Here is a 15388-nt window from a genome sequence, read left to right on the forward strand (position 1 = left end):
ATGTAATGGTCCTCGCTTCGCTCGGGCTGTAGAAGTACTTTTCTTTTTTGGCTGCTGTCCCAAAGGTTGTACGTGTCCGCTCCGGCCACAGCTCCGCAAGCTTCGCCAGCAGCCAAAACAACTGGGGGAGAGGGAGTGCTGGCCGGTCACCTAAGCCGCCCCACCATCGGCAGACAACTTGGTCCGCACCCGCACCCGCATCCGTTTCCAACCGCTTGACAGACATAGAAGCGTCGGGGGAGAGGGGCCACTGCTGGTCACCAAGGCCTCTTGACCTCACTACCTGCATCGATAAGGAGCACCACCATCAACCCTCTGAACACCGACACCGCAGTTCTGGTCAGCACCACCACGAAGGACACCGAGGAGACCACCACCGCTCCGGTCCTGCCCGTGGACGACCGGGCAGGCGACGGGTACGACTGGCTCGAAAACCTCACCGGCAGCCCGTGGCAGGTCATGGGCGCGTGGGGGACCGATGGATGGGACGCCGGATCCTGGCCCTACGTCTTCTTCGCCACCGCCATCCACCATGACGAGACCGGCACCTTGTACGGGTACGGCACCTACGTCGAGGGCGACACCAACACGCACTGGTACCGCACCGAGGACGCCTGCCATGCGGCGATCACCGCCGAGGTCTTTTGGTACTGGAAGCACGGCCAAGCCGACGGCCCGGCCCACCTCCCCGCCACGGCTGGGGAGCTGGACGACGAGTTCACCAAGCCCTACGGATACATCCACCGCTGCTAAAACCCGCTGACAGAGACCGCATCCCGCCCCAGCGGGCGGGGTGCGGCCCCTCGCCGGAGGACCGAAACTACGGATTCTGACGTCCCATACAGAAGCTTCAAAGATGCTAAATCTAAGGGGAAAAGCATTGTTTATTCAGATGAATAAACAATTGAATTAGTACCAGCAGCACAGCAGTCGACTCTCACTAAAACCGATACGTAACCAAGGACTGAGCGCCATGACCATCACCGTCTACGAAAAGCCGTCGGGCTGTTTCGGATGCAAGAAGACGAAGGAACTGTTCGACGCCGCCGGCGTCCGGTTCACCACCGTGGATATCACCGCCAACGACCAGGCTCTGGCCTACATCACCGAAGAACTCGGCTACAGCCAGGCACCGGTCGTCGTGTACGAGAAGGACGGCAGCGAGGACCACTGGTCCGGCCTAAATCCACTCAAAATTGCCCAGGTCATCAAGCTCGACACCACGCAGCAGTAAGCCTCACGCAGGTGCGGGAGTACCGGAGTCTGTAAGTACGTGAGTACGGATACACAGAAGCACAGAAGTACTGAAACCAACGACAGCACCAGCACCCATAGATAAGGCAGTTGAGCATCATGGCCGGAGAAACCGTCACCACCGTCATCGGGAACCTCACCGCGGATCCCGAACTCCGCTTTACCCCCAGCGGGTCAGCGGTCGCGAACTTCACCATCGCGAGCACCCCGCGCACCTTCGACCGGCAGACCAACGACTGGAAGGACGGCGAAACCCTGTTCCTGCGCTGCAACGTGTGGCGCGAGTCGGCCGAGAACGTCGCCGAGACGCTGACCAAGGGAACCCGCGTCATCGCCCAGGGCCGGTTGAAGTCCCGCAGCTACGACACCAAGGAAGGCGAGAAGCGCACCGTCATGGAACTCGAGGTCGACGAGGTCGGACCGAGCCTGCGCTACGCCTCCGCGAAAGTCGCCCGCACCCAGCGCAGCAACTCCGGTAACGGCGGCACGGGAGGCAACGGTGGGGGAGCGCAGCAAGGCGGACACAGCAACCAGGGCAACCAGAACAACACGGCGTGGCAGCAGCAGCCCGCCGACGATCCATGGGGAGCTCCTGCAGCAGCTGGTGCTGGCCGCGCCGGGGGATGGGGGAACGGCCCCGAGAGTGAACCTCCGTTCTAAGCGCAGGCTTTGCACAGCATGGCGGACAAGCGTCGGTGGCTGGCTCTACGCTGGCTACCGACGCACCACACCACCAGTCACACCAACCAGTCACAGCAAGCGGCCCCGTAGACCGCCCAGTAGGAGAGAGAAATCCATGAGCAGCAGCCCCGAGGCGCAAGCGCTCACGAACGAGCATCACTGCGGCCTGCGGTCCTGGGCGAAAGGCACCTACACGATCGAAGCGGCAACGGAGTTGCTGATCCGGGCCTTTGACGGTCGTTTCGCCAGGTCGGGGGAGCCGTGGATCGGGATGGGCAGCCGCTGGCCCTACGTCGACTTCGAAGCGATCGAGGAAAACCTCGGAGGCCTCTCCGGAGGTGAACGCCGGTTCATGCTGCTGGTCGCTTCCCTCGGTGATGGGGGAGCACTGGTCGACCTCGGGGACATCATCCCGCGCCTGGACCGTGACGTGCTGGCCCTCGTCCTCGCAGCGATCGCTCATGCCGGCGGAAGCCACGAACACTCAGGGTTCGAGTTCACCGAGGACGGCACCCCGACCTCCATCGTCCGCCACGCCCGACTCTACGACTGGCCCGACGGCAACATCATCTAAAGCCGCTGCGCGGCACACCAGTACGCCGGCGGACAGTATTGCGGACAGTACTAAAGGACGGCAGGAAGTCCTGCCCAGGGTGCACGGTAGGTCGAGTACGACGGACACCCCGGACAGGACTCCACTACGAAGCGTAGAACACGGCTCTGACACCGTGACTGACGCAGGGGACTGAGAGACTGGGCGAATGGGTGCGAATCGACCAGCACGTGGCCAGGTGGTCAGGCGACCGAGTGTGCCGGGTGCGGATGAGCGTCTCCGTTGACGTTGTACGGGGACGGGATACCGCAGGAGTGAGCGCTCCTTGCGGACGCAGGGAGCACCCGCTGTCCACTGCACCGGCCGCGGATGCCGAGGGCTGGCAGGACATCATCAGGATCTACAAGACGAGCGAGCCGGACGAACTCAGCGGTGGCCTCAGACCGCCGTCAGCAGGAGCTTTCGACGACGAGGAGTAGCAGGTGAGCAAGCGCAAACCGGCGTCATTCACGCCGTACTTCACACAGACCGACGCCGACCAGGTGCGGGCCGCGTTCCTCGCCGCGGGACAGGCCGGGGGGTACCGGTCCGTGACAGACTTGATCGAAGCAGCTGTGATGCGCGAGGTGAAGCGCCTGCAGCGCAAGCACAACAACGGCAGGAAGTGGGAACCGGTCGCACCGGGAGCCCTCCGGCCCGGCCGACGGACTCTCGAGGAAGAGAAGAACCGGGCCCCATAGATTTCCTCGTTGCGGGGAAACGCAAGAAAAGCAGTACGGAAGCGGGAGCTGGTGGTGCAGCTGCCGCTTCCAGCTTTTAACCCTCCGGTCGGTCGTCGGCACCGTGAAGGGTTGCCCGCTTCTCCCTCCGCACCCTGACGTAATGTGCGGTGGCTAAGACCAACCCCGCAGCGCCACCACCCAGCACGCCGGCGGTGCTCAGATCAAAGACCAGCCTGGCGACCACCAGCACGCCGACGGTGAGGGCGAGCTTCATGAGGAGATTGGCGATGTCACGCATGCAGCTCACCCTACGGCGAGCATCTTTGCAGCCACTGCTGCGAGCCATGGGCACCATTCAGATGCCACCGTGCGACAGCCCAAATGCTTCCCTAGTTCCCGCCCCTAAGAACGTCCGCACCATCCGTAGGATCCGCCCTTTTGGTTCTTGACGCCTACTTCACGTGGCTCGTACTGTTCCGCCAACGGTCCGGTCTGGACCGTCTTCAACAAAATCGGGGAGGAATAATGTATCGACCATTTTGGGGTCAGGTAGCTGTCGGCGCGGGCGCCGCGGCTGTACTTCTGGCTTCGACTGCAGTCCCGGCAAACGCCGCCAGCACGCAGGGAAGGCAAACCATCACCTTCGATCGGTGCATCATCGACGAAGAAGTCGGATTGGTGTCCTGTACGACCGGGACGCAAAGCAGCATTGAGGTGTACACACCCTCGGGCAGGGTCATCGTGCAGGGCCGGATCCAGTCCTCATCAACGACCACTCACCAGGGGCAGACGACCACGGAGGAGAGCGCGTATACATCCGTCAGCGTCTTCGAATGGTACATAGATGGACTCAACTTCCAGGCAAAGGTCATCAAGCTCAAGGGCGCGAGCACAATGGTCTTCCCGGACGGCATGGAATGCAATTTCGAAACGGACTTCATCGCAATCCGTGACGAATCCAAGTTCGACCACGGCTCCGTGAGCTGCATCCTTCCCTAGAAAGGATCACTAGAAAGAACGACGCGAATGCCCTGGCCATGCAGGGGTGCCGGGGCATTACGCACGAACCGGATCATTGGACGGACCCTCGGGCCGTCCTTTAGACGCACTCGAAGCTGCGTTGCTGGAATTGGAACTCGCCGCCTGCGTAGTGCACGTCGATGACTGCAGTGCAGGTACCCAGGTTCGGGTCGACGAGCGTCTCGGTCAACTGATCGTGGTAAACCGCGTTCTGATCGTCCTTCCGCAGCAGGTGGGACCGCATGGAGCCAGTTGTGGAGTAGGAATAGCCCTCATCGAAGGTCGTCGTCGTGTCGTATCGGGTGCTGCCGCGCATGACTACGTGACCGGATGGAGTGTTGACGACCGTGATGGAGGAGTGGATCGTCCCACACACCTCGACATGGCCGTAGTCCACGCATCCAAGCTGTTTGTACACAGAGGCGCCGGTCGATGCTGATGCTGATGCTGGAACCGCACCGGTGAAGGTGATAGCACCGGTCATGGCAAGGGCTGAGGCGAGTCGCCATTTGTTCATCATGATCCTCGATTCACCGTTGAATCCGTTATGAATGACGGCATGACCCGAGGTGAAGCACAGGGATGACTAGTGTGCGGTTGTTGCTCACACGACGGGAATTGCCACCGTCCCAATAGGATCAATCCACTGTTCGCCCATGTCAACGGATCGCGACAAGTTCGTTACCCTCTGTGAGTAGTCACCCCGGTTATCTCTGCAGTGGCATTAAACCTTGAGCCGGTACTAGTTCTTGGCGCTGAATTCGCGAATATCAGTGGTGACGTGTAGCAGCGTCGCGGTGCACGGCATGAGGTTCTGTTGATGGTCACGAGCTGTCTGGGGTGGAGCTCGTGGCCGTCGGCCGCGGGCATGTCGCCTGTAGTGCTTCCCAGGATTGTACACGTACGAAACCCTGCCGGCCGCGGAACGACGAGCCCTGCTGGCCGCCGATGAACTTGCTGCAGCCTTCGACGAGATTGCATCAGAGAGCGCCGAATAGGAGTGGATTCAGCCCTTTCCTGAACCACTACCTGACATAATGTAGATTATCGGCGTTTCAGGAAGTGGAGCCAGAGCCGTCGTCGGGCATGGGATTACCGACGGCGAATGGACTCTTCCTCCTAGTTGTTGTCGCTCACCGAACTTCCTGGCCTTCAGCTACCGAAGCATCCCGCGTCGGCCTGGATGCGATGACCACGACACCATGTCGGCTTCGCCATGAGGGCTGCGGGCACAGGACTGTTCTCGGCATCGGACACGTGCTGTTCGTCGCGGACAGCTCACCGTCCCTCAGCCGCTCACGCGGAACTACAAAGTTCTAGCAAGTTCTAGAAGTTTCCTTACAAGCGGCTAGATTTCCTTATATGCATTTGGAGCTGAACCCCTATAACCCCGGATCCGGACTACCGCCCCGTGTCATGGGAGGCCGGCAGCAGGAAATGGACGCGTTCGACCTTATCGTCGCGCGAACGAAACGGGACCTGCCGAACCGTGGAATGGTGCTGTCCGGGCTTCGGGGTGTCGGCAAGACCGTCCTCCTCAACTACCTGAGGTCCCACGCGGACAACCACGGCTGGTTCACCATCTGGCTCGAGGGCAAGCCGGAAGCACAAGGCTTCACAGAGGTTCGGGAGAAGTTTGCACGGGAACTCACCTCAGCAGCACGCCGATACAACGGGCCGTCCGGCAAGGACCGATTGCGGGAGGCTTTCGGGACGATTCAGTCCTTCAACCTCGCCCTGGGTGTGCCCGGGATCAAAGCCGATATCAGCGTGAGCTCCAACCGAGCCAACTCCGGCACCATCGACATCGACCTCGAGGAGCTCGTCGAGGACGTTTCACTCGCCCTCAAGACAGACAACAGAGCCTTCGCGATTTTCATCGACGAGATGCAGGACCTCGACCAGGAACTACTCTCTGCCCTCATCACCGTCCAGCATGCAGCAGGTCAACGCGGCTGGCCGTTCTACATCGTCGGCGCCGGCCTACCCAATCTCCCTACCACCCTCAGTGAAGCCCGGACCTACGCCGAAAGGCTCTTCACCTACCGCACCATCGGCCCCCTCGCTGACACAGATGCGCAGTATGCACTGACGCGGCCGGCCAAAGAGATGGGGGCGGAATATTCCCAGGACGCTCTCGACGTCCTGCTTGATGCCTCCGGGCGATACCCCTACTTCATTCAGGAGTTCGGCAAGGCGATCTGGGACGCAGCTCCGAGCACACCGTTCACCGAGGAAGACGCCGAAGTAGCAGTGTCGATCGGTCGGAGCCAACTCGACGCAGGTTTCTTCTCCTCACGCTGGGGACGCGCAACACGCAAGGAACGCGGCTATCTCCGAGCGATGGCTCATGATGGTGACGCCGGATCCAGTACCAGCCAGATTGCCGAACGACTCGGCGTCAAAGTAACCGCTCTCGGCCCCGCTCGAGCGCAACTGATCAATAAAGGCATCATCTACTCCCCCAAGTACGGACAAGTCGCCTTCACCGTCCCGGGTATGTCCGGCTTCATCCTTAGACAGCAGGAAGACTGACTCTCGGGCGACCATCAGCTCCGCCCTCAGTGGGATGCTGAAAGCATTTCAGGACGGGCCACGAACCGCGGCATCACCATCGGCCGCGGACTTCTCGCTACTCCCCCATCATGATCGAACACGCCGGGCTCTTTCGACTTGCCTCTGATACCCCCTAGGGGTATAACTATCCGGAGATACCCCTAGCGGGTACCCGGATGGACCACCTATTCCTGGAGGAGATCCAATGCCCGTGAAGCCACTCGGTTCCCGACTTTCCGGCAGACCTGCCGCTGCGAAGAGCAGGAGCCTTGCTCTGGCGTTGCTGGTGGTTGCCGGCGCGCAGCTGATGCTGGTGCTGGATGATTCGATCGCGAACATCGCGCTGCCGTCGATCCAGAACGAGCTGGCGGTCTCCTCCGCGAGCCTGCCCTGGGTAATCAACGCCTACATCCTGGCGTTCGGTGGTCTGTTGCTCTTCGGGGGAAGGCTCGGAGACCTCTTCGGCCGGCGGCGCATCCTGCAGATCGGTATCGGCCTGTTCACGATCTCATCGCTTGTCGCCGGGATCGCACCGACCGGCCCGGTCCTGGTCGCAGCCCGCGCGGTCCAGGGACTCGGCGCCGCCCTGACCGCGCCGAACGCACTCGCCCTGATCTCCACGACGTTCCCTGCCGGCGAGGCACGAAACAAGGCGCTTGCCCTGTATGGGGCCATGTCAGGCCTCGGGGTGACCGTAGGGCTGCTGCTGGGCGGAGTGCTGACAGGGATGCTCGGCTGGCGGTGGGTGTTCTTCATCAACCTTCCCATCGGGCTCGCCCTGCTCGCCGGCACCCGGACCCTCGTCGACGCACCCCGGCACACCGGCCGGCCGGACGTCCCTGGAGCGGTCACCGGTACCGGTGGGATCGCGGCCCTGGTCTTCGCCATCATCCACGGAGGCGAGCAGGGCTGGGATGTCCCGGCGACACTGATCGTCTTCGCCCTCGCCGCCGTCCTGCTACCGGCGTTCGTCACCATCGAAACCCGCAGCGCGGACCCGATGCTGCCCTTGCGCCTGTTCGCCGACCGCAACCGGACCGGCTCCTACCTCGGCATGCTGTTCGTCAGCTTCGGGCCCATGGGCACCTTCTACCTGCTGACCTCCACATGCAGCACATCCTCAAGTACGGCCCCGTCCGGACCGGGCTGGCCTGGCTGCCCTTCGGCGCCGGCATCATCCTCTCCGCCGGCATCGCCTCGAAACTCGTCGCCAAATTCGCTCCCCGCGTCGTCGCAGTCGCCGGGATCCTCACCTCCACCGCCGCGATCCTCTGGCTCTCGACCATCACCCCTGACTCCGGGTACGTCCAGCACCTCATGGTCGGGATCTTCGCCGTCGCCGTCGGCTTCGGGCTCAGCTTCGTTCCTCTGACCCTCACCGCCCTCACCGGCATCCGCCCCGAAGACTCCGGCATCGCCTCCGCACTGCTCAACGCAGCCCAGCAGATCGGCGTCGCCCTTGGCATCGCCGCCCTGTCCACCATCAGCGTCACCACCACAGAAAGCCGATTCCCGACCGCCCTCGCCGCCCTTCGCGAAGCACGCTCAGCTGGCGACACGGCCATCGCTGCGACCACGAGCCAGGCCATCGTCGACGGCTACACCACCGCCCTGAGCAGCGGAGCCGTCATCCTCGCCGTCGCCGCCCTCATCGTCACCCTTCTGGTCACCGCCCGCCCCCAGGGGGCAGCAAAGCCTCCTGACTCGCAGTCCCGCACTCGGATCGTGTGCGGTTCCGCGTCTCCCGCGCTGCAGGCGGATCAGAGGTGGGCGTGGAACGCCGAGCGGCGGCCGTAGATGGTCAGCAGGAAAGCGATCGAGCCGAAGATGATCATGTTGACGGGCAGGACGAGACCGTCGAACTGGGTCAGGAGGCCCGCTCCGAGGATGCCTGCGAGGAAGATGGCGACATTGAAGGCCACGGGCAGGAAGGAGTTCGCGACGTCGGCATTCTCACCTCCGACGGACGTCAGGGCGGCCTGCAGCTGAGCGGCAGCTCCTCCGAAGGTGAGCCCCCACAGCACGGCGGCGATGAGGATGACCGGTGTCGATCCCGTTCCCACCACGAGGAGTGCGGCCGCTGCGATGAACAGGGCGACGCTCGTGTGCAGGAGGGGGCGGGGCCACCGGTCCAGGAGGGCTCCGGTCAGGACGACACCGCCGATGGACGCGATCCCGAAGACGAGCAGGAGGACGTCGACTGACAGCGTGCTGCTCGTTGCCCGCAGGTAGGGCGACATGTACGTGTAGAGGGTGTTGTGCGCGAGCATCCAGGTTCCGATGACGGCGAGGATGACCGCGATGCCCGGTATCCGGAAGACCTGCCGTAGGGGAAGTTTCTGCGTTCCTCCTGACACTCGGCCCTGGCCGCCGGCGTCGGGTGCGAGCACTGCGATGAGAACGGCGGCGACGACCGCGACGAGGCTGAGTCCGGTGAAGGACCAGCGCCAGTCGAAGGTCATGCCCAGCCATGAACCGAGGGGCGTTCCGAGGGCGAATCCCACAGGAGCGCCTGTAGACACGATGGCCAGGGACAGGCCGGCATTGCGGGGAGGGCTGATGCGGCGCCCGTAGGCGGCGAGTACGCCCCAGATGACCCCGGAGAACGCGCCGGCCACGAAACGTGAGGCCAGGGACAGGGTGATGTCGGTGGAGAATGCCGTGGCCGTGTTGGACAGCACCAGGCCCGCGATCGCCGCGAGGATCAGGGGTTTCCTTCGCAGTCCACGCGTCAGGGCGATCGCAGGCATGGTCACAATGACCGTGCCGAGGGCGTAGGCGCTCACGAAGAGACCCACCGTGCCCTCGGTGGTGCCCATCCCGGAGGCGATGACGGGTAGCAGCCCGGCCGGCATCGTCTCCATGGCCACGAGGACGAACCCGATGACGGCGAGCACGATCAGGGTCAGAAGTGGCAGTCGCTGCGGTGTATCGGGCTGCGCAGGAGCAGTCAGGACGTTGGTGGAATTCATGAACAACTTTCGTGGAATCGGCGTGCAGGAGCGGCGTCAGAACCTGCTGCGGAGGAGGTGTGGTGTCAGGAGGCTTCGACAGGAAGGCGCAGGAGCCGGTCGTCCGAGTCGGAGGGCTCCCCGCGGCCGTCGGTGTTGCTGGTCAGGAGCCATAAACTGCCGTCGGGGCCCGCGGTGACGTCCCGGAGTCGGCCGTAGACACCCGTGAAGTAGTCGGCGGAGGATTCAGGGTCGGCTACCGGCACGGAGCGTAGGACCTGCCCGCGGAGGTTGGCGATGTACAGCGTGTCGTCGAGGCGCGTCATGCCGCTGGGGCTGGCGGCTTCGGGCTCCCACTGCTGGACGGGATCTGTGAATCCTTCGGTCCCGGTGATGCCTTCGACCATGGGCCAGCCGTAGTTGGTACCGGGCGTGATGATGTTCAGCTCGTCCCAGGTGTTCTGCCCGAATTCTGTGGCGAACATGGTGCCGTCCTCCGCCCACGCCAGACCCTGGGGGTTGCGGTGCCCGTAGCTGTAGGTGAACGAGCCGGGGAACGGATTGTCGGCCGGAACCTGCCCATCAGGAGTCATCCGGAGGATCTTCCCGGCGAGGGAGGACCGGTCCTGGGCGGCGTCGCGTCGGCCGGCGTCGCCCGTTGTCGCGTACAGCATGCCGTCGGGCCCGAACGCCAGACGACCGCCGTCGTGATAGCTCGCCGAAGGAATGCCCTCCAGCAGTGTCTCCGCCTCCCCCAGTTCCACGGCGTCCGGGTTTCCGGTGAGAGCGAAGCGCTGGATGCGATTTCCGTCCGCTGCCGTGGAGTAGACGTACAGCCTCTGCTGATCGTCGACGGCCAGGCCGAGCAGGCCGCCCTCCCCCGAGCCTGCGACGCCTTCGACGGTTCCGGCGACGCGGGTCGAACCGTCGGTGAGGACTTGCAGGATCCGGGCGCTGTCGCGTTCGCTGACGAGAGTCGCCCCCTCGGAGAATGCCACGGACCACGGAGCGTGTAAGCCCGAAGCGACTGTCACGAGCTCGGCCGACGGCACCGGTCGGCCCGGTGATGCCGTTGCCCCGCCCGTGCTCGGATCCGAGGGGCCGGTGGTGCCCGAGGGCGCATTGTTCGCCGGGGACGACGACGAGGAGACGGACGGCGAGGTGGCCCGAGGGCCGGCGTCGTCGGTTGCCGCGCTGCAGGAGGTGATCAACACCGCCACGCTGACGGTCGCAACCGTGGCTGATCGGCGTATGGAACGCATGGTCACAATAGTCCTCCTCGTGGTGCGGCTGCTGTATCCAGTTCACCGCCGATTCCGCACGCAAGGGAGTCCCTGGTAAGGGATGTATTGGCAGGGCACCCCCGCGCAGGGAGGGGCGACCTACGCTTGACGCATGGACAATCGAGCGGAAGTCCGGGATTTTCTGATGTCGCGGCGCGCAAAAGTCACCCCTCAGGACGCAGGCCTGATCGCAGGCCTCAACCGTCGTGTGCCCGGGCTCCGCCGCAACGAGGTCGCGACACTGGCCGGTGTCAGCGTCGAGTACTACTCGAAGCTCGAGCGCGGGGCCATCGCCGGCGCATCGTCCTCCGTCCTGGACGCCTTGGCGCGGGCGTTGCAGCTCGACGACGCCGAGCGCACCCACCTGTTCGACCTCGCCCGGGCAGCGGACGGCGTACCCGCTTCCGGTCGCCCACGGCAGAGAACGCCCAGGAAGGCGCCGGCACGGCCGAGCCTGTTCTGGGCCCTCGAAGCGATCACCGACGGGATCGCGTTCGTCCGCAACCAGAGCCAGGACCTCCTCGCCACGAACGCCCTCGGCCGCGCCTTCTACTCGCCGCTGATCGGCAACGGCGGCAGAACACCGAATCTCGCGCGCTTCCAGTTCCTGGATCCGGCTTCCCGCGACTTCTACCCAGACTGGGAGACGTTCGCCGAGATGTGCGTGGCGATCATGCGGGCAGAAGCAGGGCGGGACCCCCGCAACCGCGCCCTCCAGGAGCTCGTGGGGGAACTCTCCACCCGCAGCGACACGTTCCGCACGCTATGGGGCGCCCACGACGTGCGGCAGCACGGAGCCGGCACCAAGCGGTTCCACCACCCCGTGGTCGGCGAACTCAGCCTGGCCTACGAGGAGTTGCTGCCCACGGCCGAGCCCGGGCTGGTCTTTCTGATCTACACCGCCGAACCCGGGTCGCCGTCGGCGGAGCGGCTTCGACTGCTCGCCTCCTGGGCTGCGGAGCACCGGTCCCCGCGAACAATTCCAGGTGCACAGCTCAGAGAATGATCGGCTGTGGGGCTCGGCATGGTGTCCGCAGCAGGTGCCGTAGGGTGATCGGCCGGCTTCAGCCCGGAGCACGGCGACGATCTGACGGGTCTGTGCTTCCCACCTCCGGTAAAACGTCTGCGCACGGGGGTCGAGGAGGATGAATCGGGCGGCGTTCACCGGAGGCTCGGCGTCGTCGAGCATGTCGGAGAGCAGCGCGCCCCAGAGCGTTGGTCGCGACGGCATCGAGCCGCGCGTTCTGGACGAAGACGGGCACTGTGGGCATCGCATCGATGGTCTGTTGCAGGCCCGGTGTGAGCCGTGACTTTTTCGTCGAGCGGGGTCGTTGCTGCGGGTGGGCCCCTGCAGTTGCCGCGCGGACAAGGGCATGCAGGTGTGCGTGCTCGGCGTCATCGAGGTGTAGGGCGCGGCTGATTCCGTCGATGACGGCTTCCGAGACGCCCGCTGCATTACCCCGCTCGAGCCGTCTGTAGTACTCGGGGCTCATCCCGGCCACCAGCGCAACCTCCTCCCGCCGCAGGCCGGGCATACGGCGGCGACCCCCGAAGTCCGGCAAGCTCACCTGCGCGGGAGTAAGCCGGAATCATCAGCCACCCGCGCTGGTCAGCAGGGCGGGGACCAGCGAAAGCTAGGCCAGGCGCTCGTGACGCTCTCCGACGAGTTGCCCAGGCGTTTCATCGCCGGTGCCGACGGAAGTGCAGGCGAGGAGCAGAACCTGGCCACCATCCAGCTGCTCACCGGGTCCTCCGGTGCAGGAGGACATATCCGGCGACTGCAAGGGTCCCGGCTACGGCTTCTGCCACTGCCGTCAGAGTCTTCTTCGCGTACCAGACCGGCTCATACATGGACGGGATGGGCCCGATCGCCGGCACCTGCACATATCGATACAGAACCACCGCTGCCAGAGCAGACAACGCCACGACGGCGGCGAGCGCGTAGGCGGCTCGACTGCCCCTGATGAGGACATACGCCGCAGCGAGGACCGCAACGACCGCCTGGATCCGGAAGAGGTTGCCCCCGCCGATTCCGGTCGGTGCGGCCTGCTGAAACCCTGGGGCAAGCTGGAAGTGGATAACCGCACTGACGATCAGACCCACTGCAACCAGGACCCGCAGGGCGATCATCAGCAGTCGATTGCGCGCCTCTCCCCCGGCGTCGGGACCCTGTCTCGGTGGAGGTTGAGCTTTCCTGTTGCCGGCAGCGGCTCCTGACGTGCTCATCCGACGACCAGGGTTCCGGACATCGCGGGGTGATAGGTGCAGATGACGGCGTACTCGCCTGCTTCATCCGGTGCGGTGAACGTCACTGTCTCACCGCCGGAAACGTCGACGTCGAACCCGCCCTCGTCCTTGGCCGTCACCGTATGCGGAGCGTCGTCCTCATTGATCACCGTCACCGTCGCGCCGGGTGCGATGGTCGCAGGCATCACGTATTCGAAGTCCGCGATGGTGATCGTCGCTTCTTCCGCCGGCGCAGCTTCCGTCGACGTCCCGGCGCCGGCGGTGGCCGCCGCTGATGCGGGTGCCGTAGCTGCACTGGTCGCCCCAGCCGTGCTGGGCTCGGTATCGGAGCCGCAGGCGGTGGTGCCCGTAATGGCCGCGGCGAACATCAGAACTGATATTCCGTAACGTATCTTCATGGCGATTCTTCCCGGGAGTGATGAGTCGGTGAGCGGCGGGGTGAGTTGTCAGGCAGGTGGCTTGGTGGGTGGCCCTGCCATCGACGATGGCACTCGTTCAGGGTGCACGGGGCCGGGCCGGGAGAAGTCGTCGGAAACTCCAGTACGCTCCGGTGGGACAGGTGCTTGCGATCCACGCCTGCACGAACCACCACCTGAAACGCACGGACTGTCGACGACTTCCCCTCGCGGCTGCGAATGTGCGTCACCGCCTCGAAAGACGGGCGACGGACTTCACTGGATCATCGTCCCGTCGGGAGCCACCACGTACCAGACATCGCCGACGGCCTGCCCGTTGACGTCACCGGCGGCCAGGTCCTTGTTGAAGTAGTAGATCGGCATCCCGTTGATGGTCATCTGCAGTTCACCCTCGGGGGTCTCGATCGTGCCGACCTCACCGGTGACACCTTCCACCTCCGGGGTCTCGGTTCCGCTGATCACCGGCGGCCAGGCCACGAGGCAATCGTCCGTACAGGCACTGACCCCCGAATCGGCAACGTCCTTGGTGAAGTAGTAGACCGTCATGCCCTTGGCATCGACCACGATCTCGCCCAGGTCACTCGTCGCCACACCCAGCGTGGTCGGACCGGCCGCCGCAGGCGCACTGGCCTCCGGAGTGGCGTCCCCACTGGCCGCACCGCTCGCCTCGGCTGTCGGTGTGGTCTCAGCTGTCGGTGTGGCTTCGGCTGTGGGTGTGGCTTCGGCTGCCGCCGTCGTCTCTGCCGGCGCTTCGGAAGCCTCGGCCGCTACGGTCTCGGCGGCCTCCTGCCCGGACCCGGAACACCCTGTCAGCGCCAGTACGGTCAGTGCGACTCCGGCCAATGAAGTGGAAAGTTTCTTACCCATGGTTTCGATCCTCCTGATTGTCCCGGCAGGGGGCCGGGCCCGGCGGGACAGACGTACTGCCACCCCTGAGGAGAAGACTGCATCCCACTTCTTGGATAAACCTTCGGAAGCTCTGTCCAGGGAATACACAGCAGTTCGTCCGGGCCCGAAGACGGTGCTGCTGCCCTACACTCCCCCCTCGCTTCCGGCGCCTCCCGACATGCGCCTCGCTGGGGTCACCGCGTGCGGGCTCGACGCTCCACCGGCTCGAGCTTTGCGACCGCCCGCTCACCGGGTGGGATCTGTCTCGCTCGTACATGGCTTCCTGCTGATGGGCACGCAGGGTTTTCCCAATATCCGCTGAGTACCGTCGAGGGCATGCTTCCTTGTCCGGTGCTTCGGTGCACAAATCCCGGTGCCGCCTTCGTGGTGGGTAGTCAGGGCCTGCATGGTGGTTATCGGGAGGCCTACGTCTGCGAGGACCACAAAGCGTTGATCGATGCCGGTTCCCCGTGGTGCATCGAAGGGCACTCGGTCCATTTGGGCCAGGACATCACGCCGGTCCTGGAGAGCTGGTCTGCCCGCCCGAGCGTAGGTGCTGAAGGCTTCACTCTCACCCTTCAAGTGGCGGGCCAGATCAAGTCCTTCGACGTCTTTCTGACCCCGACCGAAGCGAGGACGCTGGCTGTGTTCATCAACTCGGCCAGCAATGACAACGTCCGCCAGCACCTGACAACCCGTTGATGCACCGGTGACACTGACGGCCCGGTGACACTGACGGCCCGGTGACACTGACGGCCCGGTGACACTGACGGCCCGGTGACACTGACGGCCCGGTGACACTGACGGCCCGGTGACA

At 64.4% G+C, this 15388-nt stretch carries 19 protein-coding genes and 1 pseudogene; 12 read left to right on the forward strand and 8 right to left on the reverse strand.

What is annotated here, in order from left to right; genetic code table 11:
* The first annotated feature begins 270 nt into the window (after window positions 1-270).
* The 6 genes from ACX80J_RS14625 (at window position 271) to ACX80J_RS14650 (ending at window position 3228) form a co-directional block, all read left to right on the forward strand.
* Window positions 271-753 carry a hypothetical protein gene (locus tag ACX80J_RS14625; protein WP_459348258.1) on the forward strand — a complete coding sequence of 161 codons (483 nt, stop codon included), beginning with the start codon at window positions 271-273 and terminating at the stop codon, window positions 751-753.
* Window positions 754-973: 220 nt separating this feature from the next.
* Window positions 974-1234, forward strand: coding sequence for a glutaredoxin family protein (locus ACX80J_RS14630; RefSeq protein ID WP_459348259.1), 261 nt, complete (start codon window positions 974-976; stop codon window positions 1232-1234).
* Between the two features lie 119 nt (window positions 1235-1353).
* A complete protein-coding gene (locus ACX80J_RS14635; RefSeq protein ID WP_459348260.1) occupies window positions 1354-1914 on the forward strand; it encodes a single-stranded DNA-binding protein in 561 nt (186 codons plus the stop codon).
* Between the two features lie 136 nt (window positions 1915-2050).
* Entirely contained in the window at window positions 2051-2509 is a 459-nt protein-coding gene (locus ACX80J_RS14640) for a hypothetical protein (RefSeq protein ID WP_459348261.1), read from the forward strand.
* A gap of 293 nt (window positions 2510-2802) precedes the next feature.
* On the forward strand, window positions 2803-2967 hold the full coding sequence (locus tag ACX80J_RS14645; protein WP_459348262.1) for a hypothetical protein: 165 nt from the start codon (window positions 2803-2805) through the stop codon (window positions 2965-2967).
* Window positions 2968-2970: 3 nt separating this feature from the next.
* Entirely contained in the window at window positions 2971-3228 is a 258-nt protein-coding gene (locus ACX80J_RS14650) for a ParB family protein (protein WP_459348263.1), read from the forward strand.
* A gap of 76 nt (window positions 3229-3304) precedes the next feature.
* On the opposite strand, the gene ACX80J_RS14655 is transcribed toward ACX80J_RS14650, so the two are convergent.
* Window positions 3305-3508, reverse strand: a complete 204-nt coding sequence (locus ACX80J_RS14655; protein WP_459348264.1) for a hypothetical protein — start codon at window positions 3506-3508, stop codon at window positions 3305-3307.
* A 140-nt stretch (window positions 3509-3648) separates the two neighbouring features.
* On the opposite strand from ACX80J_RS14655, the gene ACX80J_RS14660 reads away from it, so the two are divergent.
* Entirely contained in the window at window positions 3649-4209 is a 561-nt protein-coding gene (locus tag ACX80J_RS14660; protein ID WP_459348265.1) for a hypothetical protein, read from the forward strand.
* A gap of 100 nt (window positions 4210-4309) precedes the next feature.
* On the opposite strand, the gene ACX80J_RS14665 is transcribed toward ACX80J_RS14660, so the two are convergent.
* Window positions 4310-4750 carry a hypothetical protein gene (locus tag ACX80J_RS14665; protein WP_459344387.1) on the reverse strand — a complete coding sequence of 147 codons (441 nt, stop codon included), beginning with the start codon at window positions 4748-4750 and terminating at the stop codon, window positions 4310-4312.
* Between the two features lie 896 nt (window positions 4751-5646).
* Here ACX80J_RS14665 and ACX80J_RS14670 point away from each other — a divergent pair.
* From ACX80J_RS14670 to ACX80J_RS14680, 3 genes are all read left to right on the forward strand, one after another.
* Window positions 5647-6765 (forward strand): ATP-binding protein, encoded by a 1119-nt coding sequence (locus ACX80J_RS14670; protein WP_459348279.1) that lies wholly within the window; start codon window positions 5647-5649, stop codon window positions 6763-6765.
* Window positions 6766-6991: 226 nt separating this feature from the next.
* The gene (locus ACX80J_RS14675; protein ID WP_459348266.1) at window positions 6992-8158 is read left to right on the forward strand and encodes an MFS transporter; all 1167 of its coding nucleotides are present in this window, start codon (window positions 6992-6994) and stop codon (window positions 8156-8158) included.
* Window positions 8104-8583 carry a hypothetical protein gene (locus ACX80J_RS14680; RefSeq protein ID WP_459348267.1) on the forward strand — a complete coding sequence of 160 codons (480 nt, stop codon included), beginning with the start codon at window positions 8104-8106 and terminating at the stop codon, window positions 8581-8583. Before ACX80J_RS14675 ends, ACX80J_RS14680 begins: the two co-directional genes overlap by 55 nt.
* Here the strand turns inward: ACX80J_RS14680 and ACX80J_RS14685 are convergent.
* Entirely contained in the window at window positions 8547-9758 is a 1212-nt protein-coding gene (locus ACX80J_RS14685) for an MFS transporter (RefSeq protein WP_459348268.1), read from the reverse strand. The genes ACX80J_RS14680 and ACX80J_RS14685 overlap by 37 nt on opposite strands.
* A 65-nt stretch (window positions 9759-9823) precedes the next feature.
* Window positions 9824-10999 (reverse strand): PQQ-dependent sugar dehydrogenase, encoded by a 1176-nt coding sequence (locus tag ACX80J_RS14690; RefSeq protein WP_459348269.1) that lies wholly within the window; start codon window positions 10997-10999, stop codon window positions 9824-9826.
* Between the two features lie 133 nt (window positions 11000-11132).
* Here ACX80J_RS14690 and ACX80J_RS14695 point away from each other — a divergent pair, with 133 nt between their 5' ends.
* The gene (locus tag ACX80J_RS14695) at window positions 11133-12026 is read left to right on the forward strand and encodes a helix-turn-helix transcriptional regulator (RefSeq protein ID WP_459348270.1); all 894 of its coding nucleotides are present in this window, start codon (window positions 11133-11135) and stop codon (window positions 12024-12026) included.
* A 51-nt stretch (window positions 12027-12077) separates the two neighbouring features.
* On the opposite strand, the pseudogene ACX80J_RS14700 reads toward ACX80J_RS14695, so the two are convergent.
* From ACX80J_RS14700 to ACX80J_RS14715, 4 genes and pseudogenes are all read right to left on the reverse strand, one after another.
* Window positions 12078-12555 (reverse strand): annotated as a pseudogene (locus ACX80J_RS14700) (helix-turn-helix transcriptional regulator); the annotation flags it as partial.
* 205 nt (window positions 12556-12760) lie between these two features.
* Complete coding sequence (locus ACX80J_RS14705) at window positions 12761-13246, reverse strand: hypothetical protein (protein ID WP_459348271.1); 486 nt, start codon at window positions 13244-13246, stop codon at window positions 12761-12763.
* Window positions 13243-13665: a cupredoxin domain-containing protein gene (locus ACX80J_RS14710; RefSeq protein ID WP_459348272.1), complete on the reverse strand. Its 423-nt coding sequence runs from the start codon at window positions 13663-13665 to the stop codon at window positions 13243-13245. Before ACX80J_RS14710 ends, ACX80J_RS14705 begins: the two co-directional genes overlap by 4 nt.
* A gap of 273 nt (window positions 13666-13938) precedes the next feature.
* Window positions 13939-14550, reverse strand: coding sequence for a COG4315 family predicted lipoprotein (locus ACX80J_RS14715; RefSeq protein ID WP_459348273.1), 612 nt, complete (start codon window positions 14548-14550; stop codon window positions 13939-13941).
* A 405-nt stretch (window positions 14551-14955) separates the two neighbouring features.
* On the opposite strand from ACX80J_RS14715, the gene ACX80J_RS14720 reads away from it, so the two are divergent.
* Window positions 14956-15273: a hypothetical protein gene (locus tag ACX80J_RS14720; RefSeq protein WP_459348274.1), complete on the forward strand. Its 318-nt coding sequence runs from the start codon at window positions 14956-14958 to the stop codon at window positions 15271-15273.
* Window positions 15274-15388 lie beyond the last annotated feature (115 nt).

It is taken from the genome of Arthrobacter rhamnosi (assembly GCF_054510975.1).